This window comes from Streptomyces sp. NPDC050535, assembly GCF_044457665.1.
In the GTDB taxonomy this organism is placed as follows: Bacteria; Actinomycetota; Actinomycetes; order Streptomycetales; family Streptomycetaceae; genus Streptomyces.
Map to the genome: position 1 here is coordinate 1 of NZ_JBITHE010000003.1, position 24,674 is coordinate 24,674.

General features: G+C 69.6%; 24 protein-coding genes and 4 pseudogenes. 11 read left to right on the forward strand and 17 right to left on the reverse strand.

Annotated elements, in window-relative coordinates; genetic code table 11:
* Window positions 1-346: 346 nt before the first annotated feature.
* Window positions 347-814, reverse strand: a pseudogene (locus ACIBLC_RS08025) (transposase); the annotation flags it as partial.
* 76 nt (window positions 815-890) lie between these two features.
* On the opposite strand from ACIBLC_RS08025, the gene ACIBLC_RS08030 reads away from it, so the two are divergent.
* Window positions 891-1,631 (forward strand): class I SAM-dependent methyltransferase, encoded by a 741-nt coding sequence (locus ACIBLC_RS08030; protein ID WP_399209909.1) that lies wholly within the window; start codon window positions 891-893, stop codon window positions 1,629-1,631.
* A gap of 61 nt (window positions 1,632-1,692) precedes the next feature.
* Here the strand turns inward: ACIBLC_RS08030 and ACIBLC_RS08035 are convergent.
* Window positions 1,693-2,939: pseudogene (locus tag ACIBLC_RS08035) on the reverse strand (IS256 family transposase).
* Window positions 2,940-3,092: 153 nt separating this feature from the next.
* Window positions 3,093-4,343, reverse strand: a complete 1,251-nt coding sequence (locus ACIBLC_RS08040) for an FAD-dependent monooxygenase (protein WP_399209910.1) — start codon at window positions 4,341-4,343, stop codon at window positions 3,093-3,095.
* A 79-nt stretch (window positions 4,344-4,422) separates the two neighbouring features.
* On the opposite strand from ACIBLC_RS08040, the gene ACIBLC_RS08045 reads away from it, so the two are divergent.
* Window positions 4,423-4,983 (forward strand): TetR/AcrR family transcriptional regulator C-terminal domain-containing protein, encoded by a 561-nt coding sequence (locus ACIBLC_RS08045; protein WP_399210426.1) that lies wholly within the window; start codon window positions 4,423-4,425, stop codon window positions 4,981-4,983.
* A 232-nt stretch (window positions 4,984-5,215) separates the two neighbouring features.
* Here the strand turns inward: ACIBLC_RS08045 and ACIBLC_RS08050 are convergent, their stop codons facing one another.
* The 8 genes and pseudogenes from ACIBLC_RS08050 to ACIBLC_RS08085 all read right to left on the reverse strand — a co-directional run.
* Window positions 5,216-5,755 carry an AAA family ATPase gene (locus ACIBLC_RS08050; RefSeq protein WP_399209911.1) on the reverse strand — a complete coding sequence of 180 codons (540 nt, stop codon included), beginning with the start codon at window positions 5,753-5,755 and terminating at the stop codon, window positions 5,216-5,218.
* A gap of 65 nt (window positions 5,756-5,820) precedes the next feature.
* Complete coding sequence (locus tag ACIBLC_RS08055) at window positions 5,821-6,837, reverse strand: IS630 family transposase (protein WP_399210428.1); 1,017 nt, start codon at window positions 6,835-6,837, stop codon at window positions 5,821-5,823.
* A gap of 57 nt (window positions 6,838-6,894) precedes the next feature.
* Window positions 6,895-7,437: a hypothetical protein gene (locus ACIBLC_RS08060; RefSeq protein WP_399209912.1), complete on the reverse strand. Its 543-nt coding sequence runs from the start codon at window positions 7,435-7,437 to the stop codon at window positions 6,895-6,897.
* A gap of 231 nt (window positions 7,438-7,668) precedes the next feature.
* Window positions 7,669-8,541, reverse strand: a complete 873-nt coding sequence (locus tag ACIBLC_RS08065) for a helix-turn-helix domain-containing protein (protein ID WP_399209913.1) — start codon at window positions 8,539-8,541, stop codon at window positions 7,669-7,671.
* Between the two features lie 249 nt (window positions 8,542-8,790).
* A pseudogene (locus tag ACIBLC_RS08070) lies at window positions 8,791-9,224 on the reverse strand (Ku protein); the annotation flags it as partial.
* A gap of 271 nt (window positions 9,225-9,495) precedes the next feature.
* Complete coding sequence (locus ACIBLC_RS08075; protein ID WP_399209914.1) at window positions 9,496-9,867, reverse strand: STAS domain-containing protein; 372 nt, start codon at window positions 9,865-9,867, stop codon at window positions 9,496-9,498.
* On the reverse strand, window positions 9,864-11,237 hold the full coding sequence (locus ACIBLC_RS08080) for a PP2C family protein-serine/threonine phosphatase (RefSeq protein WP_399209915.1): 1,374 nt from the start codon (window positions 11,235-11,237) through the stop codon (window positions 9,864-9,866). The genes ACIBLC_RS08075 and ACIBLC_RS08080 overlap by 4 nt, the downstream gene beginning before the upstream one ends.
* Before the next feature lie 294 nt (window positions 11,238-11,531).
* Window positions 11,532-11,774 (reverse strand): annotated as a pseudogene (locus ACIBLC_RS08085) (integrase core domain-containing protein); the annotation flags it as partial.
* Between the two features lie 49 nt (window positions 11,775-11,823).
* Here ACIBLC_RS08085 and ACIBLC_RS08090 point away from each other — a divergent pair.
* From ACIBLC_RS08090 to ACIBLC_RS08105, 4 genes are all read left to right on the forward strand, one after another.
* Window positions 11,824-12,006, forward strand: coding sequence for a recombinase family protein (locus tag ACIBLC_RS08090; protein ID WP_399209916.1), 183 nt, complete (start codon window positions 11,824-11,826; stop codon window positions 12,004-12,006).
* A 269-nt stretch (window positions 12,007-12,275) separates the two neighbouring features.
* On the forward strand, window positions 12,276-13,268 hold the full coding sequence (gene dhaK, locus ACIBLC_RS08095; protein ID WP_399209917.1) for a dihydroxyacetone kinase subunit DhaK: 993 nt from the start codon (window positions 12,276-12,278) through the stop codon (window positions 13,266-13,268).
* A 46-nt stretch (window positions 13,269-13,314) separates the two neighbouring features.
* Complete coding sequence (dhaL, locus tag ACIBLC_RS08100; RefSeq protein ID WP_399209918.1) at window positions 13,315-13,914, forward strand: dihydroxyacetone kinase subunit DhaL; 600 nt, start codon at window positions 13,315-13,317, stop codon at window positions 13,912-13,914.
* Window positions 13,907-14,341 (forward strand): PTS fructose transporter subunit IIA, encoded by a 435-nt coding sequence (locus tag ACIBLC_RS08105; protein ID WP_399209919.1) that lies wholly within the window; start codon window positions 13,907-13,909, stop codon window positions 14,339-14,341. The genes dhaL and ACIBLC_RS08105 overlap by 8 nt, the downstream gene beginning before the upstream one ends.
* Before the next feature lie 75 nt (window positions 14,342-14,416).
* Here the strand turns inward: ACIBLC_RS08105 and ACIBLC_RS08110 are convergent, their stop codons facing one another.
* On the reverse strand, window positions 14,417-15,142 hold the full coding sequence (locus tag ACIBLC_RS08110; protein ID WP_399209920.1) for a glycoside hydrolase family 75 protein: 726 nt from the start codon (window positions 15,140-15,142) through the stop codon (window positions 14,417-14,419).
* A 362-nt stretch (window positions 15,143-15,504) separates the two neighbouring features.
* Between ACIBLC_RS08110 and ACIBLC_RS08115 the strand changes: the two genes are divergently transcribed.
* The 4 genes from ACIBLC_RS08115 (at window position 15,505) to ACIBLC_RS08130 (ending at window position 18,203) form a co-directional block, all read left to right on the forward strand.
* Entirely contained in the window at window positions 15,505-16,482 is a 978-nt protein-coding gene (locus ACIBLC_RS08115) for a fibronectin type III domain-containing protein (protein ID WP_399209921.1), read from the forward strand.
* A 21-nt stretch (window positions 16,483-16,503) separates the two neighbouring features.
* Window positions 16,504-17,019: a LysR family transcriptional regulator gene (locus tag ACIBLC_RS08120; protein WP_399209922.1), complete on the forward strand. Its 516-nt coding sequence runs from the start codon at window positions 16,504-16,506 to the stop codon at window positions 17,017-17,019.
* A gap of 121 nt (window positions 17,020-17,140) precedes the next feature.
* The gene (locus tag ACIBLC_RS08125; RefSeq protein ID WP_399209923.1) at window positions 17,141-17,458 is read left to right on the forward strand and encodes a LysR substrate-binding domain-containing protein; all 318 of its coding nucleotides are present in this window, start codon (window positions 17,141-17,143) and stop codon (window positions 17,456-17,458) included.
* Window positions 17,459-17,666: 208 nt separating this feature from the next.
* Window positions 17,667-18,203 (forward strand): hypothetical protein, encoded by a 537-nt coding sequence (locus ACIBLC_RS08130; RefSeq protein ID WP_399209924.1) that lies wholly within the window; start codon window positions 17,667-17,669, stop codon window positions 18,201-18,203.
* Window positions 18,204-18,277: 74 nt separating this feature from the next.
* Here the strand turns inward: ACIBLC_RS08130 and ACIBLC_RS08135 are convergent, their stop codons facing one another.
* The 3 genes from ACIBLC_RS08135 to ACIBLC_RS08145 all read right to left on the reverse strand — a co-directional run bounded on the left by ACIBLC_RS08135 (window position 18,278) and on the right by ACIBLC_RS08145 (window position 21,948).
* The gene (locus tag ACIBLC_RS08135) at window positions 18,278-18,835 is read right to left on the reverse strand and encodes a PadR family transcriptional regulator (protein ID WP_399209925.1); all 558 of its coding nucleotides are present in this window, start codon (window positions 18,833-18,835) and stop codon (window positions 18,278-18,280) included.
* A gap of 31 nt (window positions 18,836-18,866) precedes the next feature.
* Complete coding sequence (locus tag ACIBLC_RS08140) at window positions 18,867-20,882, reverse strand: FAD-dependent oxidoreductase (RefSeq protein ID WP_399209926.1); 2,016 nt, start codon at window positions 20,880-20,882, stop codon at window positions 18,867-18,869.
* Window positions 20,883-21,165: 283 nt separating this feature from the next.
* Complete coding sequence (locus ACIBLC_RS08145) at window positions 21,166-21,948, reverse strand: putative protein N(5)-glutamine methyltransferase (RefSeq protein WP_399209927.1); 783 nt, start codon at window positions 21,946-21,948, stop codon at window positions 21,166-21,168.
* A 380-nt stretch (window positions 21,949-22,328) separates the two neighbouring features.
* Here ACIBLC_RS08145 and ACIBLC_RS08150 point away from each other — a divergent pair, with 380 nt between their 5' ends.
* A complete protein-coding gene (locus ACIBLC_RS08150; protein ID WP_399209928.1) occupies window positions 22,329-22,847 on the forward strand; it encodes a MarR family winged helix-turn-helix transcriptional regulator in 519 nt (172 codons plus the stop codon).
* Here ACIBLC_RS08150 and ACIBLC_RS08155 read toward each other — a convergent pair.
* Both ACIBLC_RS08155 and ACIBLC_RS08160 read right to left on the reverse strand, forming a co-directional pair.
* Window positions 22,844-23,560 carry a GNAT family N-acetyltransferase gene (locus ACIBLC_RS08155; RefSeq protein WP_399209929.1) on the reverse strand — a complete coding sequence of 239 codons (717 nt, stop codon included), beginning with the start codon at window positions 23,558-23,560 and terminating at the stop codon, window positions 22,844-22,846. The genes ACIBLC_RS08150 and ACIBLC_RS08155 overlap by 4 nt on opposite strands.
* Window positions 23,557-24,477, reverse strand: coding sequence for an NADP-dependent oxidoreductase (locus tag ACIBLC_RS08160; protein ID WP_399209930.1), 921 nt, complete (start codon window positions 24,475-24,477; stop codon window positions 23,557-23,559). The genes ACIBLC_RS08155 and ACIBLC_RS08160 overlap by 4 nt, the downstream gene beginning before the upstream one ends.
* Between the last annotated feature and the right edge of the window lie 197 nt (window positions 24,478-24,674).

Here is a 24,674-nt window from a genome sequence, read left to right on the forward strand (position 1 = left end):
AGGGCATGGGCTGCTTGTGACATCGGCAGCAGCGCAGGAGCCAACGGCATGACTTTGCTGTTTCTTGCGCCTCTCATATGGATCGCCGCTGCGGTCCCGTGGGTGATCCTGCACAACACCCTCGGAAGACGTCATCGCAGGACAGCCCTGATGGCAGGGCTCATCTTCACCTTGTGGTCCACCTGGTTCCTTGTCACATGGCTCGGGATGCCGCACTCCTACCCCGCTCCATTTTGCCCGGGCAACGTCCCACCCTGGTGGCCGAGCCTCATCCCGGCATGACTCCGGCACCGTTTGTGAACAACCTTGGACCGGCAGCGGCAATCCACTCAACAGCGCCTCGGGTCGAGCCGACGGTCCGGGGCCGGTCGAGGGCCCGGACGAACTTCCCTGACCGGAACTGCGATCCGCGATCGCTGTGCAGAACGCATCCGTCGACGTGTCCACGCCGGGCAACAGCGTTGTTGAGAGCTGTGACGGCCAGGCGGGACTTCATCCGCGTGTCGATCGAGTAGCCGACGATCCTCCTGCTGAAGACGTCCTTGATCGCACAGAGATGCAACTTCCCTTCGCCGGTGGCGTGTTCGGTGATGTCTGTGAGCCACAGCCGGTTCGGGCCGGTCGCGGTGAAGTCACGGCGGACGAGGTCGTCGTGGACCGGCGGGCCGGCCTTCTTGACACTGCCGCGCTTCTTGCCGAACACGCTCCACCAGTTGTTGTCCCGGCATATCCGCCACGCGGTCCGGTCGGCCATGCCGGATCCCGCGTTGCGGGCCTCGTCGGCCAGGAATCGGTAGCCGAACTCCGGATCCTCACGGGAGAAATTGTCAGTACTTGTGGATGGCTCATCAGCAACGGTGGGTGGTGAGTGACGAGGCATACTGTCGGTCGTGACGACGTATGACCGCATCGGTGCGACCTACAATCACACGCGACGCCCCGACCACCGGATCGCTGTCAAGATCCACGAGGCGCTGGGCGATGCCAGCACTGTCATCAACGTCGGTGCTGGCGCCGGCTCCTACGAACCACCGCAAACCGTGCTGGCAGTTGAACCCAGTGCGGTGATGATCACCCAACGTCCGGCCGGATCCGCGCGAGCCCTGCAGGCATCCGCAGAGTTGATCCCCATCGCCGACGACTCGGCCGACGCGACGATGGCCATCCTGACTGTGCACCACTGGACGAACGTGGAAGCCGGCATCGGGGAACTCCTTCGGATCGCCCGGCAACGCGTCGTCATCTTCACTTGGGACCAGGCCATCTTCCGCAGGTTTTGGCTGCTGAACGAGTACCTGCCCGAGGTAGCCGCGTTCACCGACACCCAGACCGTCCTCATCGATCGGCTGATCGCGCTGCTGGGAGAAGCCCGCGTCGAGACGGTCCCGATTCCGCACGACTGCACCGACGGATTCGGCGCCGCCTTCTGGCGCCGACCTGAGGCATACCTCGATCCGAACGTGCGAGCCGGCATCTCGATGCTCGCCCAGACCGGCGAGGAGGTCCTCCGCCCGGGTCTGGCCCGACTGTCCAGCGACCTGTCCTCCGGCCTGTGGCACGAACGCTATGCCGACCTGCTCGACTGCGAAACACTAGACGTCGGCTACCGGCTTCTCGTAGCGGACCTTTAGGCACAGGCGGGCGACCCGACTCAACGCTCAGGCAGATCTGTACTTCTGCAGTGGGACATGTTCATGCCGCGAGGGTCTCGGGTCGTTCGACGAGTTGGCCGCGTTCGAAGCGGGCCCCGGCGCGGACAAGAGCAACAAGATGGGGCGCGTTCACAGCCCGCCACCGGGCCTGGGCGGACTCGATGAGCTTGAAGGCCAGTGCGGCGGCCCGGGAGCCGGCGCCTTTGGTGACCTTGGTCCGCAGTCACACGGTGGCGAAGGTCGACTCGATCGGGTTGGTGGTCCGCAGGTGGATCCAGTGCTCGGCGGGGAAGTCGAAGAACGCCAGCAGCTCGTCCTCGTCATCTGTGATCCTCTTGACGACCTTGGGGTACTTCGCCCCGTAAGCCCGCTCGAAGTCACGGACGGCCCTGGCCGCGTGCTCCTTGTCCTCGGCGTTGTAGATCTCCTGGATCGCACGCTTGGCCGCGGGCGGGGCGGACTTCGGAAGGGCGTCGAGCACATTTGCAGTTTTACGCACCCAGCACCGCTGGTGGCGGGTGTCGGGGAACACCTCGTTCAGCGCGTTCCAAAAGCCGAGCGCGCCGTCGCCGACGGCCAGGACCGGAGCGCGCATGCCCCGGCGGGCGCAGTCCCGCAGCAGGCCCGCCCACGCCTCGGACGATTCGCGGTAGCCGTCTGCCATCGCGATCAGTTCCTTCGTGCCGTCGGCACGTACACCCATCAGTACCAGTACTGCGGCCTTCGCTTCTTCCAGGCGTATCCGCAGGTGCACGCCGTCCGCCCACACGTACGCGTAGTCCGTGCCGGACAAGTCACGGTCCTGGAACGCGGTATGGTCGGCCTGCCACTGCGCGGTCAGCCGGGTCACCGTCGAGGGCGACAGGCCAGCTGACGAGCCGAGGAACTGCTCCAGCGCGGGCACGAAGTCCCCCGACGACAAGCCATGCAGGTAGAGCAGCGACAGCACCTCGCTGATCTTCGGGGACTTCCGGCACCACGGCGGCAGGATCACCGAGGCGAACCGCTTGCGCTCCCCGGTGGCGTCGTCGACACGCTTGTCGTTCACTCGCGGGCCCTGACCTCGACTGCCCCGGCGACTGTCGTGACCTTCCGCGGCTGGTGGTAGCCACTGCGCACGACCAGACGGCGACCGTCGCGATCTCGCTGATCGGCCAACTCGGCTATATGACTATTAACTTCGGCTTCCAGCGCGGCGGCCAGCATCCGCCGGGCGCCCTCGCGGACGATCTCGTCCATCAGGGAGCCGGACTCGGTGGAGCCGTCGGGATTCACTACGCTGAGCACGGGCGTGCCTTCCCGACCCACGCTGCGAACGCGGGCCTACTCGGTGACCATCACAGGATCATTCGGGAAGGTACGCCCTTCGCGTGTCTCCCCGACATCGATCCACAGGTCATGAGCATTTCTCCCCCAAGGGATCGGGCCCAGGAGAGGTTCCTACGCAGCACTCAGCCGTTTCGGGCTCTGGGGGAGCTGCCAGTTGCCGCCGCGGTCCTCCTTCGAACAGCGCGCGACGAGGTCGGGGATGTGCAGGAAGCAGGCCAGTGCGGTGGCCGTCTGGAAGGCGTCGATAGCGCGTTGGGTCATCGGCATGCCCAGGCGCAGGAGACGCGGATTCACCTCGGCCTGGATCTCGTTGATGAAGGGCCGCAGCACGGTGTCGTAGTTCGCCAGTGCGGTCGGCAGATTGTCCGGGTGCTGGTTGATCTCGTTGGCCAGAACGTAGGCACCGACCAGGCCGCCGGAGATTCCCATGCCGCTGTAAGGGGAGGCGCAGTGCGCGGCGTCCCCGGCCAGGACGACGCGGCCCTTGGACCAGGTGTCGGTGCGGACCTGGGCGATCTCCTGGGAGTAGAAGAAGGGACTGGTCTTCATGCCCTCGATGAAGCGCTCGGTCTGCCATCCGGCATCGCGGAACCTACTCGCCCAGAACTCCTGCTGACGCTCGACGGGTTGCCGGTGGACCGCCGAGGCTTCCTCGGATTCTTCTCGTATCACGAAGTAGACCTGGGTCTCGGCCGGGTTGTGGCTGCGGCGCATGATCTGACGGCCTCCCGGGACCATGTAGGTGTCGCGGATATTGCTGTCGGACTCGATGCGCGGGACGAACCAGTACGCCATGTGGATGCCGAGCCGCCAGTACGGATCGAAGCCCTTCGGGAGAATCGCCCGACGGATGCGTGAACCTTGCCCATCCGCGCCGACCAGGAGGTCGAACTCTCCGGACGTCCCATCGGAGAAGCGTGCGACAACGTTGTGGTCGTCCTGCTCGAAACCGTCGACGCTCTTGCCGAAGACATAGTTGGTGTCGTGCTTGGTCGCATCGTTGAGGATGCGCACCAGGTCTCCGCGCATGATCTCGTACTCGGACGTCAGCGTCTGACGGCCCTGCCCGGAGGTGTTGGCCATGATCGTCGCTTTGACCTTGCCACGGTCGTTGACGAAGGCGACGCCCTCCTCGTCCACGAGCTTGTCCCGGACGATTTCGAGGAGTCCCATGCGCCGGACGGCTTCGATGCCTTGGCCTCGGAGATCTACCTGGGCGCCGGCGGCCCGTAGCGCGGGGAAGCGCTCGACGACGGTCACGCGGTGGCCGCCCCGTGTCAACCAGAAGGCCAGCGCCTGCCCGGCGACTCCGCCGCCGGCGATGAGGACCCGCAAGGGGCGCGTTCCCGAACCCTGTGTCATGTCCACCATTCCAAAATCTATCGGTGAATGATTCCTTTCCAGAGTCATCTATCAGCGATAGATTGTCAACGTGACGAAGATGAACCGTGAGACCGTGGTGGCCGAGGCGCTCAACCTGCTCGACGAGGTTGGCCTGGACGCCGTCAGCACGCGGCAGCTCGCCAAGCGGCTGGGCGTCGAGCAGCCATCGCTGTACTGGTACTTCCGCACCAAGAAGGACCTCCTCGCCGCCATGGCGCAGGTGGCGATGGCGCCTCATGCGACCGCACCACTTCCGATGCCTGCGGACGACTGGCGCGACTGGTTCGTGGAGAACACCCGCGGCTTCAGGCGCACCCTGCTGATGCGCCGCGATGGCGCACGTCTCCACGCCGGCACCACTCCCACCAGCGACCTTGACCGGATCCGCCGCAAGATGGACTTCCTCCTCGCCTCCGGCGTACCCGAGCGGGACGCACAGATGGGGATGCTGACCGCCAGCCGCTTCACAGTCGGCAGCGTCCTGGAAGAACAGGCGGACACCGGCCCCGGCCACAGCCCGGACCTAACGGCCGACACGCCCAAAATTGATCACGAAGCGGCGTTCGAGGCTGGACTGTCCCTCATCGTGGACGGCTTGGCCCTGCGCATCACGGCATAGAAGCCGCACCCGCCCGCAAGCCAGCCGCAGCCTTACGCGTGGATCAGCGCTACACACAGGTCGCCACAGCCCCCCGACGCCCCGAGCCCCGCAGTGAATCCAGAGCCCCAGGCGGGAGTGTCAACAACGTTCGTGATCAATACAGCTAGTGCTCTGGCCACATAGGTTCGCCGGGTCGGGGGTCGTGGCGGTTGGGCTGACGATGAGCGATGCGGTGAAGTACTACGTCTACTTATCGGGTGGCCCCTGTCAGCCCCTGAACTGCGTCGATCACACTGCCCACTACCTCGGTCACCGGCTTGGATGCATCGATGACCGTCGCGCCACGGCCTTCGTAGATCGCTCGCATCCGAGGGTTCCACTTCAGGACCGCTGCGAGCTCTTCGGGATGTTGCCCGAAGGTGTTCGTAATGCGGGTCGCGAGCCGGTGGCGGAGGGTGTCCTCGTCGATCACCAGGCACACGATGAGGTCGAAAAGATCGCGGACGTCTGCCTCGTTCTCCGCCGACCCACACAGGAACGCGATTCGGAAACGAGACTCCTCGACGAGGGCCTCAACGAGCTCACGGACGATCGCCCACCCGTATCGGTCGAGCCAGCCCCCAGGAACCGGATACGGAGGATCCACCACGACCTCGCCCTTGGCCCGGTCGATCCAGCGACTGAAGCCGTCTTCGTCGGCGTCGAGCGCAACGTAGCCACGCGCTCGCAACACCCCGCAGACTGTGGACTTACCAGTCCCTGAATTGCCCGTCACCCACACCAATGTCACGCCGCCAGCGTAGACATGACCACCCCGGGATAGCGCTGTGACCGCGCAGGTTCGCCGGGTTGCGGTCAGGTTGCGGCTTTGAGAGGGCGTCCGCCCCAGCGGATGCCCTTCTCGCTGCGGATGCGGGCGCGTTCCTTGCGTTCGGCGGCCAGGACGTCGCGGTGACGGGCGTTGGCGTCGCGCCAGCGGAGGTAGGCGTGCAGGGCCCGGGTCTGCACGGTGTGGTTGGGATAGTTCGAGTTGGCGATGGTGAACTGCCTCAGCGGTCCGAAGTGGGCTTCGATCGGGTTCGCCCACGAGGCGTAGGTCGGGGGGAAGCACAGCTCAACCTTGCGTTTCTTCGCCCAGCGGTGGATGTCGACGCCTTTGTGGGCGGACAAGTTGTCCATGACCACGTAGATCGGTGCGCCGTCAGGCCGGGCGGCGCGGATCGACTTCAGCGCGGCCAGCGTGTTTGCGGCACCTTTCTTGCGGTGGTTGACGCCCCACAGACGGTCGTCGCCGACGGAGTAGCAGCCGTGGAAGTAACGCACCCCGTGAGTGCGGTGATAGGTAGCCGGCACCCGGTCGGGATGCTTCCGTTTCGCCCAGCCCGAGCCCGCGGTGGGCCGGATCCCGAGCGGGCCGAACTCGTCGAAGGCGAACACCGGGTCGCAGAGGCGGGGAAGGACCTCCTCGATCCGGTCCAGCTTCGCCTCCCGGTCGAGGTCCGGGGACTCCTTCCACGTCTTGGTGTGCTGGAAATTGACGCCGCGGCGGGCGAGCAGTGACCGTAACGTCTCGCGGCCGATACGGATCACCCGGCCGTGCACTTTCCGCAGGTAGGCGACCAGCTTGCGCAGCGACCAGCGGGTGAACGGCCGGCCGAGTTCGACCGGTCGTGTCGTGGCCGTCACGCTGAAGAAATCCTCTTCCTCGTCGCTGAGTTGGCGGGGACGGCCTCCCGCCCACCGAGGGTCCAGGAAGGCCAGGCCAATCTCGTTGAAGCGGTGGATCACATTGCGCACGGTGTTCTCGTCGGCCTGCACCAGCTGGGCGATCACCGGCACACAGTTCCCGCCGGCCGAGGCCAGCAGCAGCATCGCCCGTCGGTAGCGCACCGAGCTGGTGCTGCCCCGGCGCACCAGCCCCACCAACCGCTAGGAGGTGCTGATGTCCGCTCCCAAAGCTGCCCGGGCCCTAGCTGCCAGGTCCCGCAGGGACTGGATGCGCTGGGCAAACGCCTCCTCATAGCTATGCCACTGCCGGGGTCCCTTGTCCAAGTGCAAAGCACGCGCGGCACTGTGCTCGTAGCGCAGCGTGCTGATGACCTTCTCGGCCGCGTCTGTCATCTCCTCCGGGCCCTCCAGCGTGATCAGCGCCTCGACCGCGGACAGTTCCCCGATCGCTTCCCGGGCCCGCCGCGCCGCAGATTCGAACTCTTCGTGCGCAAGGTCTGCCGACGGCCGCAGGGCGAAAACGCACCTTGCCGCGTCCAGCGCCTGCTGCAAAACCCGCCGATACAGCTCGCGCCGGACCTCCCTCTGACCGGCTGCGCGACTGTCTGCCCTGTCCTCCTGAGCTATGCGCAGCTGCTGAGCCGCTTGTCGGCCAGTTGCTCGCATGGCGAACCAGCTGGAGGTGGCGGATGCCAGCAAGGTGAACCCACCGGTGACCAGAGCGATCGCGACCGTGTCATTCATGCTGGGGTCAACGCTGCGCCGGGCTGTGCGGTTCCGGTACCGGCGCCCCGAGCAGTGAGCCCCGGAGTTGTCGCGTTCGGCTCAAGCACAGCTTCTGAATCCGCGCCGGACATGCGGACCGCGGCCGCGCTGATCGGCGCATGCCTCGGGCGCTGCGGACCGTGCCGACGCTCGCTGACGGCGAAGCTACCGCCAAGTCCCCAGCAGACTCACCTCTCGCGATCCTGGCACTCAGGGACGGCTCGCCGCGTCGATGTACATCTTGGTGACGCCGGTAATGAAATCGCGGCTGCCGTCAGGGTCGAGAGCCTGGGCCTGAAGGTGACCATGCAGCACGCTGTAATGCTGCACGTCGGATGGCTTGTCCAGGTAGAGGTCGCTGGTGAACTGCTCCAGATACACCACCGCCGGAACGGAGCTGTCGGCGAAGTGCAGGATGGAGAACTGTCCTGACAGGCCCGGATGGGCGCCCGCCGTGTAGGGGATGACCTGCACCGTGATGTGCGGCTCGGCACCCAGTGCGTTCAGGTGCTCCAGTTGTTCCCGCATGACGTCCGGGCCGCCGACGACGCGGCGCAGTGACGATTCGTCCAGGACGACCCACAGGCGTAGCGGGCGGGCCGGGTCGTAGATCCGGTGCTGACGGCGCAGCCGCACCTTCAGACGTGTGCCGGCCTCTTCGGCGGTCGGCAGAGGGATCGTTTCCCCGATGACCGCGTGAGCGTAGGCGGGAGTCTGCAGCAGCCCGGGGATCGCCATGGATGCGTAGAGATGGAGGCGGACGGCGTCCGTCTCCAGGGCGATATAGGCACTTTGGGGGATGCTGCCGTAGGCGTGCCACCAGCCCTGCTGTCCGGATTCCTTGGCCATCTGCATCAGTGAGTCGATGACCTGCGGGTCCGTCACTCCGTAGATCGCGCACAGATCGCGTACGTCGCGGGGGCTGATGGTGCGGTTGCCGTTCTCCAGGTGACTGATCTTGGGCTGAGAGACCATGAGCCGCTCGGCCACTTCTCTGCTCTTCAGCCCACTGGCCTGGCGGAGCCGGCGGAGCTCGGCTCCCAGACGGCGTCTCCTGACGGTGGGGTTGATGTTCGCCGCCACGAGCGGTGTGCCTCCGACTCCAAGTCCTGCTACTGACCCGCAGTTTGCCTTGGAACACCAGAGGTTGATCATGTGCCATGCCGTCGTGTTCGTCGGGCAGCCGAAACGGCCCGTGACTCTGTCATTTGCCTCACGGTAGGAACCGTCAGCGTTCAACCGGGAGGGATCGAAAACAGGCACTTCCTACGAAACGCGCAGGAGCGTGGCGGCCGGGACGATCGCGCCGGGCCCGAACTTTCCGCGGATCCGGTCACTGACCGCCTCCGCGTCCAGCTCGATGTCGCCCGGTGAGAGTTCGGCAGGGTCGCGGATCTCATCCGGCCAGCGCATCGCGTGCAAAACGATCGCCTCGCCCCGGAACCGGAGCAGACCCAGCCGCTCCCGGCCGGACCAGGCGTACTTCGCCACCGCAACCTTGGAGCTGCGCTCGAGCGCTTTCCGCAGCAGGGTGTAGGGCTTCGCTGCCACCTGGCCACTGGCCTGGAGGTGGTAGCCCTCGCCGATCTGGAGCGGGTCGATGCTGTCGGCTGGCACGAAGGCCTCTTGCGCACGCGGACCCGCGACATGTCGTCGAGGTGGTCCTGGTGGAAGCGGACGCTGTGGGCCTCGGCGGACGACTGGACGTTGATCGGCACCGTCACCAAACGCAACGAGATGGCGCCTGACCACACAGTTCGGGGCACAGCAAACAGCGACAGGCCCCGAGAACCTACACACCACCACCAGCGTGCGAGCAACACCCCAGTCCAGCACCTCACCCAGGACGACACCGCGCGGGCCGGCCGCAACGAGCACCTCCGACGTCCTCCGTGGACGCCGGGCCCGGGGTCCTACCCGGTCGGGTGAAGTCGCTTCTGCGGGAGAACTTCCGCGAGCACCGGCACGTCATGCCGGACATGAGGCCAACTCTTGACGCTGCGGTGCCCGCGTATGCCCGGCGGCCACCGCGGGGGGTTACGCGGTGGCCGTGTCCTGTGTGCGGGTGTGGGCGACGAGGGCGTGGGCGGCTGTGGGGTGGGCGGGCAGCAGGGTGCTGAGGCCGGTGAGGTCCAGCAGCCGCTCAAGGCGGTCGGGGACGGCGGCAAGGACCAGGGTGCCGTCGGCGGTCTTGGCGCAGCGGTAGATGCCGACGAGGGCGTTGAAGCCGGAGGAGTCGCAGAAGGTGACGGCCGCGAGATCGAGGATCAGGTGGCGGTGGCCTTGTTCGATCAGGGCCAGTGCCTGGGCGCGCAGGTGGGGGGCTGTGGCGACGTCGAGGTCTCCGGCGACCTGGGCCAGGGCGAGGTCGCCGTCGGTGTGTTGTGCGGTGAGGCGGAAGTCGGTCACGGGCGGCTCTCCGGCATCTCGCCGCCGGCGGGGGCGATGGTGTGGGCGGTGGCGATGGCGGTGAGGCGGCCCGCGGCGTCGGCGAGGGGGACGGACAGGGCCAGCAGGGCGACGTCGTCTCCGGCCCCGTGGGGTGTGGCGTCGAGGAGCGCGACGGTGTCCTCGACGACTGCCGTCGCGCTCACCGGCGCGGTGCGGGCGGCGAGGAGACCGGTCAGGCCCTCTTCGCCGATCATCTTCCCGTTGGCGGTGCGGGCCTCGGTCAGTCCGTCGGTGTAGAGGAGCAGCCCGTCTCCCGGGGCGAGGTGGAAGGTGTGGGAGGCGAAGCGCGCCTCGGCGAGGGCGCCGATGAGCATGCCGCCCCTGGGCTGCACCGTCTCCACCGCTCCCTGCCCGCGCAGGTGGTACGCCGGGGGGTGCCCGCCGGTGGCCACCGTGACGGTGAACCCTTGTTTCTCGTGCGGTTCGAGGATCCCGAAGACCGCGGTACAGAACCGGGTGCCGACGGCCGGGTCGAGCAGCAGTGCCCTGTTCAGCGAAGTGAGAACCTTTTCGGGGTCCGGGTCGATCTGCGCGGCGGCGCGCAGGGTGTAGCGGGTCAGGGAGGTGACGGCGGCCGCTTCGGGTCCCTTGCCACACACATCACCGAGGAAGAACGCCCACCTCTTGCCGTCGAGGGAGAAGACGTCGTAGAAGTCGCCGCCCACGTCCTGCGGGGAAGCGGTGGCGTAGTGGCAGGCCAGTTCCAGCCCCGGTACCACCGGCAGCGCCGGCGGCAGCAGGGTGCGCTGGAGGGTGGAGGCGAACGCCTGGATGGCGGCCATGTCGCGCTCCGCCCGCTCGCGGGCCTCCTCCTGCTCGACGCGCCGATCCTGCTCGGTGCGCAGCGCGTTCAAGGCCGCCAGGCGCATCTCCAGCTCGTCCAGCACGATCGAGGCCAAATCCGCGAGGGTGGCGGTGTCGTCCTCGGTGATCAGGCGCGGTCTGGTGTCGAGGATGTTGACGGTGCCCAGCCGATGCCCGTCGCCGGTGACGATCGGGGCAGCCGCGTAGAAGCGGACCGCCATCGGCCCGGTGACCAGAGCATTGTCGCAGGCGACCGGGTCGGTGAGGGTGTCCGGGATGACCAGGGTCTCGTCGGAGAGAATGGCCGAGCCGCACAGGCCCGGCTCCCGGCCGATCTCGCTCACGCCGTCCAGGCCGTGAGCGGCCTTGAACCAGATCCGGTCCTCGTCCACGATCGTCACGCTCGCCACCGGCACCTGGAACAGCCGGGCCGCCATCGCCGCGACGCGGTTGAACGCACCGTCCGGCGGGGTGTCGAGGATGTCGTAGCGGCGTACCGCGTCCATCCGGGCCGTTTCCTGCACCGCACTGAGCGTCCGTCGGCCTGGCGTGCCCGCCGGGCCGGTCGCATGTCCCGCTTGCGGCATCCTCTGCCTCTCCTTGTCCCGCCGGACCCCATGGCCGACGACGGCGGCAGCCTAGACCAGCTTCCCGGCGTCAAGAAACCAAAGCTGAAGGATGGCTCCTGACCACACAGTTCGGGCACAGCAGCCGTCGCGGTCATCGCGATCGGCAGCTACCTTTCGGGCGGCGTCGAGAAGACCGAGATCGACAAGCCCATGCCGTCGGCCAGCGTGACCACCTCGGAAATTCCCCAACTAGGTGTATTGACCCGCAGGGTTGTCGACGCGACTGATGGGTGGCTGACCATCGCGTGCGGTGTGGCACCGGTGATAGTTGTAGGTGTGCAGGAAATCCGCCAGAGCTTCGGTGCGTTCGGCGCTGCTGGAGTACGGGCGCACGTACGCCCACTCGTCGAGCAAGGTGCGATTCAGGCGCTCGACCTTGCCGTTCGTCTACGGGCGATAGGGGCCCGTGTGTTTGTGGGTGATCCCGGCGGCGCGCCGAGAAGAAGTCCGGGAAGAACGACCTGCGCCCGGAGCTGAAGGCGTGCCACGCCTTCCTCCAAGCCGGTGCACCCTCGTCGTCCCCTCCCTGGACCGGTACGGCCGCAGCCTCCAGGACCTGGTGAACATGGTCGCCGAGCTGCGCAAGCGGGAGACCGGAATTGCTGGCGACCACAGCCGCGGCTCGTACATGCAGGGCCGGGGGGCGTCGACCGTCTCGATCTGATCCATCTCCCACAAACCCAAGAGTGTCGCTACAGGTGACCACCACACCCTGATCACCGATACTGCAAAGAGTGGACCGCTCGGCTCGGCCACGTGCAGATATCAGCACCTGACGCCCTGTCACAAAAGTCAGCATTAGGTCAGCATCAACCCCGCCAGACCCCGCTTCCAACCGCTACGGACCGCCAAGATCGAAAACCATCCGCACGCACGCTGACCAGGAAATATACTGGTCAAAGGCTCAGCTGCTAATCTCACCAGGAGGTACCCATGAGGATGCTCATCAACGTGGCGGAGACCGTGGTCGCGGATGCCCTGCGGGGTATGGCGGCGGCCCATCCGGAGCTGACGGTCGACGTGGACAACCGGGTGATCGTACGGCGGGACGCTCCGGTGGCCGGCAGGGTGGGCCTCGTCTCCGGTGGCGGATCGGGGCACGAGCCGCTGCACGGCGGATTCGTCGGACCCGGGATGCTGTCGGCGGCCTGTCCCGGCGAGATCTTCACCTCCCCTGTGCCGGACCAGATGCTGCGAGCCGCGGCCGCCGTGGACAGCGGCGCGGGCGTGCTGTTCATCGTGAAGAACTACACCGGTGACGTGCTCAACTTCGACATGGCGGCCGAGCTCGCCGAGGAGGAGGGCATCCGGATCGCCAAGGTCCTCGTCAACGACGACGTCGCCGTCACCGACAGCCTCTACACGGCGGGGCGGCGCGGCACGGGCGCGACGCTGTACGTGGAGAAGATCGCGGGCGCCGCCGCCGAGGAGGGCGCACCGCTGGAGCGGGTCGAGGCACTGGCCCGCCAGGTCAACGAGAACTCGCGCAGCTTCGGCGTCGCCCTCAGCGCGTGCACCACCCCGGCCAAGGGCAGCCCCACCTTCGACCTGCCGCCCGGGGAGCTGGAGCTCGGCGTCGGCATCCACGGCGAGCCGGGCCGGGAGCGACGCGCGATGATGACCTCGCGGGAGATCGCCGACTTCTCGGTGGACGCCGTCCTGGAGGACCTCGATCCGCGCAATCCGGTGCTGGTCATGGTCAACGGCATGGGCGCGACCCCGCTCCTGGAGCTGTACGGCTTCAACGCGGAGGTGCAGCGGGTGCTGACCGAACGCGGCGTCGTCGTGGCGCACACCCTCGTCGGCAACTACGTCACCTCGCTCGACATGGCCGGCGCCTCGGTGACCCTGTGCCAGGTCGACGAGGAACTGCTGCGGCTGTGGAACGCGCCGGTGAAGACACCGGGCCTGCGCTGGGGCGTCTGACGCCGACGCCGGCCCGCTCAACGTTCGTACCACGCAAGGAGATTCCGTGCTCGACGCCGATTTCTTCCGCCGTTGGATGACGGCCACCGCCGCGTCCGTGGACCGCGAGGCGGAACGGCTCACCGATCTGGACTCGCCGATCGGTGACGCCGACCACGGCAGCAATCTGAAGCGCGGGTTCACCGCCGTGGTGGCCACGCTGGAGAAGGAGGCCCCGGACACGCCGGGCGCTGTCCTCACGGTCACCGGACGACAGCTGATCTCGACGGTCGGCGGGGCGTCCGGACCGCTGTACGGCACCCTGCTGCGCCGTACGGGCAAGGCGCTCGGGGATGCCGCCGAGGTCACCGAGGAGCAGTTCGCCGACGCGCTGCGCACGGGCGTGGACGCCGTGATGACCCTGGGCGGAGCCGCGCCCGGCGACAAGACGATGATCGACGCGCTGGTGCCCGCCGTCGACGCGCTCTCCGACTCCTTCGCCGCCGCGAAGGCCGCCGCCGAGGCAGGCGCCGCCGCGACGACCCCGTTGCAGGCCCGCAAGGGCCGCGCGAGCTATCTGGGCGAGCGCAGCATCGGGCACCAGGATCCCGGTGCCACCTCCGCCGCGCTGCTCATCGGCGCGCTGGAGGAGGCAGCCGGTGAGTGACTCGACGGGCTCCGCCGACGCCGGCCCGCAACTCGTCGGGATCGTCCTCGTGTCCCACAGCGCGGCCGTCGCCGCCTCGGTCGCCGAGCTGGCGACGGGTCTGGCGGGCGGCGGCACGACGGCTCCCGTCGCCCCGGCCGGCGGCGCGGCGGACGGCGGGCTGGGTACGAGCTCCGAGCTGATCGCCGCCGCGGCGGCCTCCGTGGACCGCGGCGCCGGTGTCGCCGTCCTCACGGATCTCGGCAGCGCGGTCCTCACCGTGAAGGCCCTGCTCGCGGAGGGTGACGAGCTCCCGGAGAACACCCGGCTGGTGGACGCGCCCTTCGTCGAGGGCGCGGTGGCCGCGGTGGTCACGGCCTCGGCGGGCGCGGACCTCGCCGCGGTGGAGGCGGCCGCTGCGGAGGCGTACTCGTACCGGAAGCAATGACGTCGGCCACGAATGCGCCGGTCCCGCAGGTTGCCCCACGGCGGCCCGCGGGACCGCCCCGCGCGGAGCAGGTGCTCAGTTCTCCTTGACGAACTTGCGCGCCAGGCTCTCCCCCAGCGTCGCCGCCGCCCGGTGGCTCTCGATGGGTGAGACCCGGGAGTCCTTGAACACCAGGTAGGTGACCCCCGCGTCCGTCCCGCCGCCGATCGGGTCGGGGCGGATGCCGAGGGCCTTGGCGGTGGCATAGGAGGCCTCGCCGATGATGTGGCGCGGTCCGATGTCGCCGACGACCGCGTACTGGACGCGGTCCTCGTAGATGACCGCGGCCACCGATCCGGCACGGATGTCGTGGTCCCGGTGGTTCCAGATGTCGCTGACGCCGGGGACGACGATGTACGGCAGGGTCTCGGCGTCGAGCTCGCGTCCGTCGGACTGCTGGTAGGCGGTGGCGTCGGAGAAGAGCGGGTCGCTGCGGCTGTTGCAGCGCCGGCCGGGACGCCCGTCGCAGTCGATGTCCATGTCGGCCTTCCAGAACACGGCACCCCGCTTTCCGCAGACGGGGATGTCGGCGCGGGCGCCGTCGTCGCTGCGGTAACGCCCGTTCGAGACCTGCGTACAGCCGCGTACCTTCGCGAGCAGGTCGGCGGCCTGGACATCCCCCTCACGCACCACCGCGGGGGCGGAGGTGCTCGGGCGAGCCGCGGCGGTTAGCCCCGCGGAAACAGGAGCGGGGGAAGGAGCAGGGGCAGGGGCGAGCAGGGCGGCGCCGGCCACGGCCAGCGTCAGCGACTGGACACGCACGATGAGGGACCCTCTCCTGGGGACATTGACGATCACTCGCCCAAACATGGTGCGTACCTGACGGTCCGTCCACTGGGAGGGGTCCGGACGGTGCACGGCCGTTCTGAGAGGCGGTGTGCGGCCGAGGGCCCGAGCCGCAGTCGGCTCCAGCCACTCGACCGCCTTCGCCGGCGCGGGGACAGCGACGACAGCGGTCCGCGCCGTTGGCATGAACTCCCCTGTGAAAGGGCCGAGTTCATGCCGCGTCGCCATCAGCATACGTACCGCACGGAGGTGCGGCGAACGCCCTCCGCCCTCTTGATGCCATCGCACCAACGGTGTCTTATAGGTACAGACCAATCCCGTCTAGGGAAGGCAGGACCGTGCGACGCGTCCCCCACGCGCTGATCTGCGGCTCGCTGCTCGCCCTGACGTCCTGCGGCTGGGGCGGGCAGAGCGACAACCAGGGCGGACAACTGCCCTCGGCACCGATGGGCGTCACGGCCGCGGCGGGCAGCGCGACCAGCGTGCACATCATGTGGAACCGGGCCTCCGGCGATCCGGAGGTGTCCCAGTACGTCGTGTATCACGGCATGACGAAGCTCAGGGAAGTGCCCGGCGAGGAGCACATGGTGGACATCACCAGGCTCGCTCCGTCGACGACCTACGTATTCACGGTCCGCGCCCTGAACACCGAGGGGAATCCCGGGCCGCCCAGCAAACAGGTCCGCGCCACCACTCCCGCAGCGGTCACGGCCGACGACGAGGTTCCGACCCGCCCCGGCAGTCCCAGCGGGAAGGTGATCGGGAGCGGATCCGTCCAGCTGTCCTGGGAGAAGTCCACGGACAACCGTGGCGTGGCCTCGTACGACATCTACCAGGGCGACTCGAAGATCCACAGCGTGGGCGGCGGGCAGACCGCGACCGTGGTGACCGGGCTGCGGGCCGGCACCAGCTACGCCTTCACCGTGAAAGCACGCGACGCGGCGGACAACGTCTCGCCCGCCGGCGCCACCGTCCGGCTCACCACGGCGCCCGGTTCGGACGACGGAAAGGGCACCGCGCCGACCGGCTTCCGCGCCACCACGCACCTCGCGGACGGGGCGTACTACCTCGACCTGGCCTGGGTTCCGCCGGACGCGGACGGGGTGATCACGGAGTACCGGATCCATCTCGACGGGGAGGACGCGACCTCGCTCGTCTGGGGTGGCACCGCGCCCAGCGAGGAGGCGACGTACAGCTTCTACGTGGGACGGGAAGCCGGCGTCACGCACCGGGTGCGGATCCGGGCGAAGCTGCCGGACGGCACCTGGGGCGGGTACTCGGCGGAGCGGACCGTGACGACCGGTGGCGAGGGATAGGCCCGGCACATGGTGACTCGTATGCCCCACAGGGAACCCGATGCCGCACCGCTGGACCTCTCGCTGCTGCGTACGTTCCTCGTGGTGCACCGTTCGGGGTCGTTCACGGCGGCCGGGCGGCTGCTCGGCCTGTCCCGGCCGACGGTGACGACGCAGATGCGTTCGCTGGAGGGGCAGTTGGGGCGAGGGCTGTTCGAGCGCGGGCCGCGCGGGGTGCTGCCCACCACGGTGGCGGACGAACTGGCCGCGCGGGTCGCGGTGCCGCTGGACGCGCTCGCGGTGGCCGCGAACCGCGGCGGCGCCGAGCAGCCCCCGGAACCGGTCCACGTCGCGGGCCCCGCCGAACTGCTGGGCACCCGGGTACTGCCCGCGCCGGCGCCACTGACCACACAGGGCGTACGGCTGCGGGTGAGCGCCGGTCCGACCGACGACCCGCTGGAGGGGCTGCGCGGCGGGCGCTACGACCTGGCGATCGCCACTACCGTCCCCCACTGCCTCAAGGGCGTGGGAGGTACCCCCAGCGCGGCCGCGCCCTGACGTCCGTGCCGCTGATGGACGAGGAGTTCGTCCTCGTCGCCTCCCCGGTGTGGGCCGAGCGTCTGGGACCCGACCGGGTGGCCGCCGACGGGGCGCGGCCGCGCCGCACGGGGCTCCGCTGGTGGCGTACTCCGACGATCTCCCCATCGCCCGCCGCTACTGGCGGCATGTGTTCGGCGTACGGCTCACCGGGCAGGCCGCGATCACGGTGCCCGATCTGCGCGGCGTCCTCGCGGCGGTCGTCGCGGGCGCCGGGATCACCGTGCTCCCCCGCTATCTGTGCCTCGGCGAGCTGGCCTCCGGCGCCCTGGTGCCGCTGTTGTCACCCGAGGACCCGCCGATCAACACCGGATATCTCATCCAGCGGCCCGGGGCGTCGGACAACCCGCACGTGGTGCTCGTCCGGGAGCGGCTGCTGCGAGCGGGGCGCACCTGGTGAGGGCCGGGCCCCCCGGATTCCTCCCCGAACGAGGTGTGACGGCCGCCTGCCGTCGGCCGGACGACGGAATCCGTCACCTGCCCGGTCCCCGTCCGCGTGCGGGCCGGGCCAAAGGCACGTTGGCTCTCCCCTGAAGGCAGCACGGGCCTTTCCGATCCTCGGCGGCGCACGGGACGTTCCGCCAACCGTGCCGCTGGAGGGCAGTCCTATGCGTACTACTCAGCTACTCATCCGCTCCGGCCTCACCGTGGCCGCCGCCGCTGCGCTTCCGCTCACTCAGGCCGCCGGGTCGGCCGTCGCCGTGGGTTCGGGGATCTCCGTGAGCACCAGCGGTTCCACGGTCTCGGTCACGACCAGTGCCTGTCCGAGCAACGGCAGCAGCTTCGGCAACGCCTCGCTGCTCTCCAGTGGACAGGGGAGTTTCGCCCAGGGCCGACAGGTCGCCCTGACCGGTACGAGCACCAGCCAGGCGGCGTCCTGGTCGACGGTGAGCGCCGGAACCTACACGGTCATCGTGGTCTGCCAGGACGGGACGACGGCGGGCACCCAGTCCATCATCGTGTCGGCCTCCTCCGCGACGCCCCGGGTCTCCGCGACACCGTCGCTCGGGGTCATGGGCGGTCTCGGCGGAGCGGCCAAGGACTACGGCACTCTCACCCTGGCGGGCGGCGCCGCGCTGGCGGCCACGGGCATCGTCGCGGGCGCCTGGTTCCTGCGCCGCCGGGCGAAGCCGCACCGGCTCTGATCCGGGGTTCGTCATCGCGGCGGCCGTCCGTCCGACCTGGGTCGGGAGGACGGCCGCGCCGCGCGTTCAACGGCCTACTCGCGCGCGGGCAGTTGCTCCGGTAGCTGCTCGAACTCCTCCAGCGCGTGTGCCAGCCACCGCGTCCAGAACGTCTCCAGGTCGATTCCGGCGCGCAGGACGAGGTGCCGCAGACGGTCCTGCGCGGTGTCCGTGCCGGGCGGGAAGTCGCGCTTCTCGATCTCCTCGTACTCGGCCAACTGCCCCTGGTGCAGGTCGAGATGGCGGCGCAGATCCGCCTCGATGCCCGCGGTGCCGACGACCGCCGAGGCGCGCAGCCGCAGCAGCATCGTGTCGCGCAGGGGCTTCGGGGTCTGGGACGCGGCGGTCCAGCGGGCGAGTTCGTCGCGGCCCGCGGGCAGCACCTCGTAGCTCTTCTTCTGCCCCCGGGCCGGCTGCTCGGACGGCAGGGCGCGGATCTGGCCCTCGGCCTCCAGTTTTCCCAGCTCGCGATAGATCTGCTGATGGGTCGCCGACCAGAAGTATCCGATCGACTTGTCGAACCGCCGGGTCAGCTCAAGGCCCGAGGACGGCTTCTCCAGCAGAGCGGTGAGGATCGCGTGCGGCAGTGACATGAGGTCATCCTAGGGACGGGTCCTGAGACCTCTACAGCGCCGCCGCCAGCTCCGTGCCCTGCTTGATGGCGCGCTTGGCGTCCAGTTCGGCGGCCACGTCGGCGCCGCCGATGAGGTGCGCGTTCGCGCCCGCGTCGATCAGCGCGTCGTAGAGGTCGCGGCGCGGGTCCTGCCCGGTGCAGAGCACGATCGTGTCGACTTCCAGGACCTGGTCCTGCCCTTCGACGGTGACATGCAGACCGGCGTCGTCGATCCGGTCGTACCGCACGCCCGGGACCATGGTGACGCCACGGTGCTTGAGCTCCGCGCGGTGGATCCAGCCGGTCGTCCTGCCGAGTCCGGCGCCGACCTTGGAGGCCTTGCGCTGAAGGAGGTGGACGGTGCGGGGCGGGACGGGGCGCTCGGGAGCGGCGAGGCCGCCGGGCAGGCGGTAGTCCATGTCGACGCCCCAGTTCCGGAAGTACGTCGCCGGGTCCTCGCTCGCCTTGTCGCCGCCGTCGGTCAGGTACTCGGCGACGTCGAAGCCGATGCCGCCCGCGCCGAGGATCGCGACCCGGTCGCCGACGTGGACCTTGTCGCGGAGCACGTCGAGGTAGCCGACCACGCTGGGGTGGTCGGCGCCGGGGATCTCCGGGGTGCGCGGGCTGACGCCGGTCGCGACCACGACCTCGTCGTATCCGGAGACGGTTTCGGGGCTGACCCGGGTGTTCAACCGGACGTCCACGCCGTGCAGTTCGAGCTGGGTGCGGAAGTAGCGGATCGTCTCGTCGAACTCCTGCTTGCCGGGGACCTGGCGGGCCACGTTGAGCTGGCCGCCGACCTCGTGCGCGGCGTCGAAGAGAGTGACGTCGTGTCCGCGCTCGGCGGCGGACACCGCGCAGGCGAGGCCGGCGGGACCGGCGCCGACGACGGCAACTCGCTTGCGCAGCTTGGTCGGTGAGAGGACGAGCTCGGTCTCGTGGCAGGCGCGGGGGTTGACCAGGCAGGAGGTGATCCGCCCGCTGAAGGTGTGGTCCAGACATGCCTGGTTGCAGCCGATGCAGGTGTTGATGGCCTCCGGCCGTCCCGCCCGCGCTTTGGCGACGAAGTCGGGGTCGGCGAGCATCGGGCGGGCCAACGACACCATGTCCGCGTGACCGTCGGCGAGCAACCGCTCAGCGAGTTCCGGGGTGTTGATGCGGTTGGTGGTGACGAGGGGGATCGAGACGGCGCCCATGACCTTCTTGGTCACCCAGGCGTAGGCGCCCCGCGGCACGGAGGTCGCGATGGTGGGGATACGGGCCTCGTGCCAGCCGATACCGGTGTTGATGATCGTCGCTCCGGCGGCCTCGACGGCCCGGGCGAGCGTGATGACCTCCTCCAGGGAGGAACCGCCAGGCACCAGGTCCAGCATCGACAGCCGGTAGATGACGATGAAGTCCTCGCCGACCGCCTCCCGCACCCGTCGGAGGATCTCCAGGGGGAAGCGCGTGCGGTTCTCGTAGGAGCCGCCCCAGCGGTCCTCGCGTCGGTTGGTCTGCGCGGCGATGAACTCGTTGACCAGATAGCCCTCGGAGCCCATGATCTCGACGCCGTCGTAGCCGGCCCGCTGCGCCAGGCGGGCGGCGCGCGCGTAGTCGTCGATGGTCCGCTCGATCTCGGCGTCGCTCAGTTCACGGGGCACGTGCGGGCTGATCGGGGCCTGGAGGGCGCTCGGCGCGACCAGGTCCTGGTGGTAGGCGTACCGCCCGAAGTGCAGGATCTGCAGCGCGATCCTGCCGCCCTCGCGATGCACCGCGGCGGTGATCTCCTTGTGCCGGTCGGCCTCCACCTCGGTGGTCAGCGTGGCGCCGCCCTCGTACGGGCGTCCCTCCTCGTTGGGCGCGAAGCCGCCGGTGACGATGAGGCCGACCCCGCCGCGGGCCCGGGCGGCGTAGAACTCCGCCATCCGCTCGAAGCCCCGCTCGGCCTCCTCCAGGCCCACATGCATGGAGCCCATGAGCACGCGGTTGGGCAGCGTGGTGAAGCCCAGGTCGAGCGGGGTCAGCAGGTGCGGGTATCGGCTCATCGGACGGCCCTCCGTGCGCGGTGTCGTGTGACTGTTGTAGACGACGGGCCGCCGATTATGCAACTAGTTGCACAATGGCGTGGCTCACTCCCCCGGGGCGACGGCGCGCAGGGCGGGGACCAGGGGGTGTCGTTCGGATCGGCCCGGATCAGGCCGCGGCGTCTGGTGCGGTGCATCGCAAGGCGGAGCGTCATCCGCGTACTGGACGTACTCGGGTGATGCGACAACGCGGCGAGGTGCCGTGCCAGGCGTCGCGGACCCGGGCTGATCCAAACGAGACGCCCTAGTCCCTGATGCCGATCACGACGTTGGCGTACAGCTCGTCGGAGACGGCCAGCCGGCCGGTCAGGCCGCCGCGGGTGACGGCCTCGAGCGCCCTGGGCGCCTGGCGTTCGCTCGTCTCGACGAGGAGGCAGCCGCCGGGGGCGAGCCATCGGGGGGCCTCGGCGGCCACGCGGCGCAGGATGTCGAGTCCGTCGGAGCCTCCGTCGAGGGCGACGAGGGGTTCGTGGTCGCGGGCCTCCGCGGGCAGCAGGCCGACCTCGCCGCTGGGGACGTACGGCACGTTGGCGGCAAGGATGTCGACGCGGCCGCGCAGGGTGTCGGGCAGGGCCGCGAAGAGGTCTCCCTCGTGGACCCGGCCGGCGAAGGGCGCGATGTTGCGGCGGGCGCAGCGCACGGCGGCCGGATCGATGTCGGCGGCGTGCAGTTCGGGCCCGCCGAGGGAGGCGGCCAGGGCGGCGCCCACCGCGCCGGAGCCGCAGCACAGGTCCACGACGAGCGAGGCGTCCCGCGCCCGGGCGACCGCCTGGTCGACGAGGAACTCGGTGCGGCGGCGGGGCACGAAGACGCCGGGTTCGACGGCGATGCGCAGACCGTGGAACCCGGCCCAGCCGAGGACGTGTTCAAGGGGCAGCCCCTCGACGCGCCGGTCCACCATGGTGGCGATCTCGTCCGGGGTGCGGGCGGTGGAGAGGATCAACTCCGCCTCGTCCTCGGCGAAGACACAGCCGGCGGAGCGGAGCACGGTGACGACGGAGTCGAAGAGCGGGGGCAGAAGAGGCATGGAAGCCGAGGGCCTTTCGGTGAGCCGAAGGGCACTCTCGCGGCTGCCGCCTACGGGCGGTGAGCCGTGTTGCCTTGAGGTGAGAGCACCCGACCTGACCTAGCGGTAATGGGTCTCACCTCCTGGGCGACTTCTTGGCTGGGGCGATCCACAGCCGACGCGGCCGACATTATCAGGAACGGTCCGACGGCGACCGCCTCCTCCAACGCCTCCTCGGCCTCCGAGACCGGCCCCGGCCCCGGCTCCGGCTCCGGAGGTACGGGGCCACGAGCGCGCCTGCGTTCGGCACCGCCGGCATCGCCGCCGCCGACAGCGACGCACATCAACAGCGGGCTCACTTCAGGTTGTACCGTACAACTAACAGTGTGAGGGAGGTTCCCATGAAGGCCGTCGAAGAGCCCGAAGAGCCCGTTGTCAGCGGCGGCGCCGACGCGGCCGTCGAGATCATCCAGCGCGAGATGACGTCCTTCGCCCGGCGCGCGAGGGCCGCCGCGGGCCGGGTGCATCCCGAGCTGTCCCTGGTCTCGTACACGCTGCTCGGTCATCTGGAGGAGCGTGGCGGCTGCCGCGGCACCGACCTCGCCGCGCACTACGCGCTGGACAAGTCCACGGTGAGCCGACAGGTGGCCGCGCTGGAGAGGTCCGGGCTCATCGAGCGGCGGCTCGACCCGGAGGACCACCGGGTGCAGGTGCTGCATCTGACGGAGGCGGGCACGGCGATCCTCGCCCAGGTGACCGCGAGCCGCCGCGTGGTCTTCCGTGAGCGGCTCACGGGCTGGCCGGAGGAGGATCTCGTGCGTTTCGCCTCGTACCTGCTGCGCTACAACGCGGCCGGCGCGGACGAGCCGGTCGCCGGCCCGCCCGCGCGCCCCTCGCTCCGACCCCGGCCCTCCGGCTAGGAGGACCAGCTCCGGTCCGCGAACGCCTCGGCGTGCTCGGGCACGCGTGCCGCGGAGAAGAGGGTGTTGCGGCGGAGCCGGAAGCCCAGGGACTCGTAGAGGCGGATGGCGTTGGTGTTGGTCGCGGCGGTGTGCAGGAACGGGGTCTCGCCGCGTTCGCGGATGCCGTGCGCGACAGCCAGGATCAGCCGGGTGGCCAGGCCCTCGCCGCGGAAGTCCGGGTCGGTGCAGACCGCACTGATCTCGGTCCAGCCCGGCGGGTGGAGCCGCTCCCCCGCCATGGCGATCAGGGCGCCGTTCCGGCGTATCCCGAGGTAGGTGCCGAGCTCCACGGTGCGCGGCAGGAAGGGGCCGGGCCGGGTCCGCTCGACCAGGTCCAGCATCTCGGGTACGTCGGCGGAGCCGAGCCGGACCGCCTCGGGATCCGGCGCGGCGGCGATCCCGTCGTCGACCAGCTGTACGCCCTCGATGCTGAGGGTCACCTCCCAGCCCTCCGGGGTCGGCCCGGTGTAACCGGCCAGCGGGGCGTCGCCGCCCGGCCCGACCAGAGCGGCGAGGTCCGCCCAGTCGTCGGCGTCCGGGTCGTCCGGGAGGGCCAGCCACGGCGATACGTCGCGGGGGTAGCGCAGGACGCGTCCGCGGCGTTCGGCGAAGTGGGCGTGCGGGCCGGTCAACGCGCCCAGCGCCGGATTGTCCAGGGGGTGCGCGCTCATGCGCCGACCTCGATCACGATCTTGCCGCGCGCGTGCCCGTCCTCCACCGTGCGCAGCGCCTCGCCCGCCCGGTCAAGGGGGAAGGTCCGCGTCACGAACGGCCGCAGTGTGCCGGTGGCGGCGAGCGCGGCCACCTTGTCGAGCACGGCGGCGGTGCGGGCCCGTTCGACGGGTGCGCCGCCGAGCCGCGCGACGGTCTCCCGGTCGGCGCCGGTGATCAGCTTCCGCGGGTCGGTGAGCAGCGTCGCGGCGGCCTCCAGTACCTCGCCCCCGACCAGGTCGAAGACGGCGTCGACACCGTCCGGCGCCGCCGCGCGTACGCGCTCAGCCAGCTCGGGCCCGGAGGGGACGTGCACGGCGCCGAGCGACTCGACGAAGTCCTTCTTGCCGTCACTGGCCACCCCGACCACCCGCAGCCCGAGGGCGCGCGCGATCTGCGTGGCCGCGACGCCCACACCGCCTCCCGCACCCGTGATCAGGACGGTCGCGCCGGAGGGCAGAGCGAGCTGGTGGATCCCGTCGTACGCGGTCGCCGCCGCGACGGGCAGGGCCGCGGCGTCCGGGTAGGACAGCCCGGCGGGCTTGCGCGCGGTCACGTGCACGGGAAGCAGCGCGTACTCGGCGTATCCGCCGGCCACCGGATTGCCGAAGACCTCGTCCCCGGCGGCGAAGCCGGTCACGTCGTCGCCGAGCTCCTCGACGACGCCCGCGACCTCGTTGCCGAACACCGCGGGCAGGTCACGCCCCGGGCCGCCCGGACGCCCGTAGCCCGTCCGCTGCTTCCAGTCGACGGGGTTGACGCCCGCCGCGCGCACCGCGACGAGAACCTGGCCGGGGCCGGGCGTCGGCCGGTCCAGCTCCACCAGGGCCTCGGCCTCCGGGCCGCCGTACCGCGTGAAGACGTACGCCTTGGGCATGTGCTCCCTCACTCTCGTTCGCTGTCACCGGGTACCGGGGCCACTTCCACCTGCGGTATCTGTAGAGGCCACCGGTGTCGGCTCTAGCGGGAAGGACGATCTCGGCGCGGCTATTCCCGGGCCTTCGGAGAGTTCATATGTCCGCAATGATCGAGGGCCCGCGGGGGCACGGGCATGGCCGACGGGCACGTACGGTT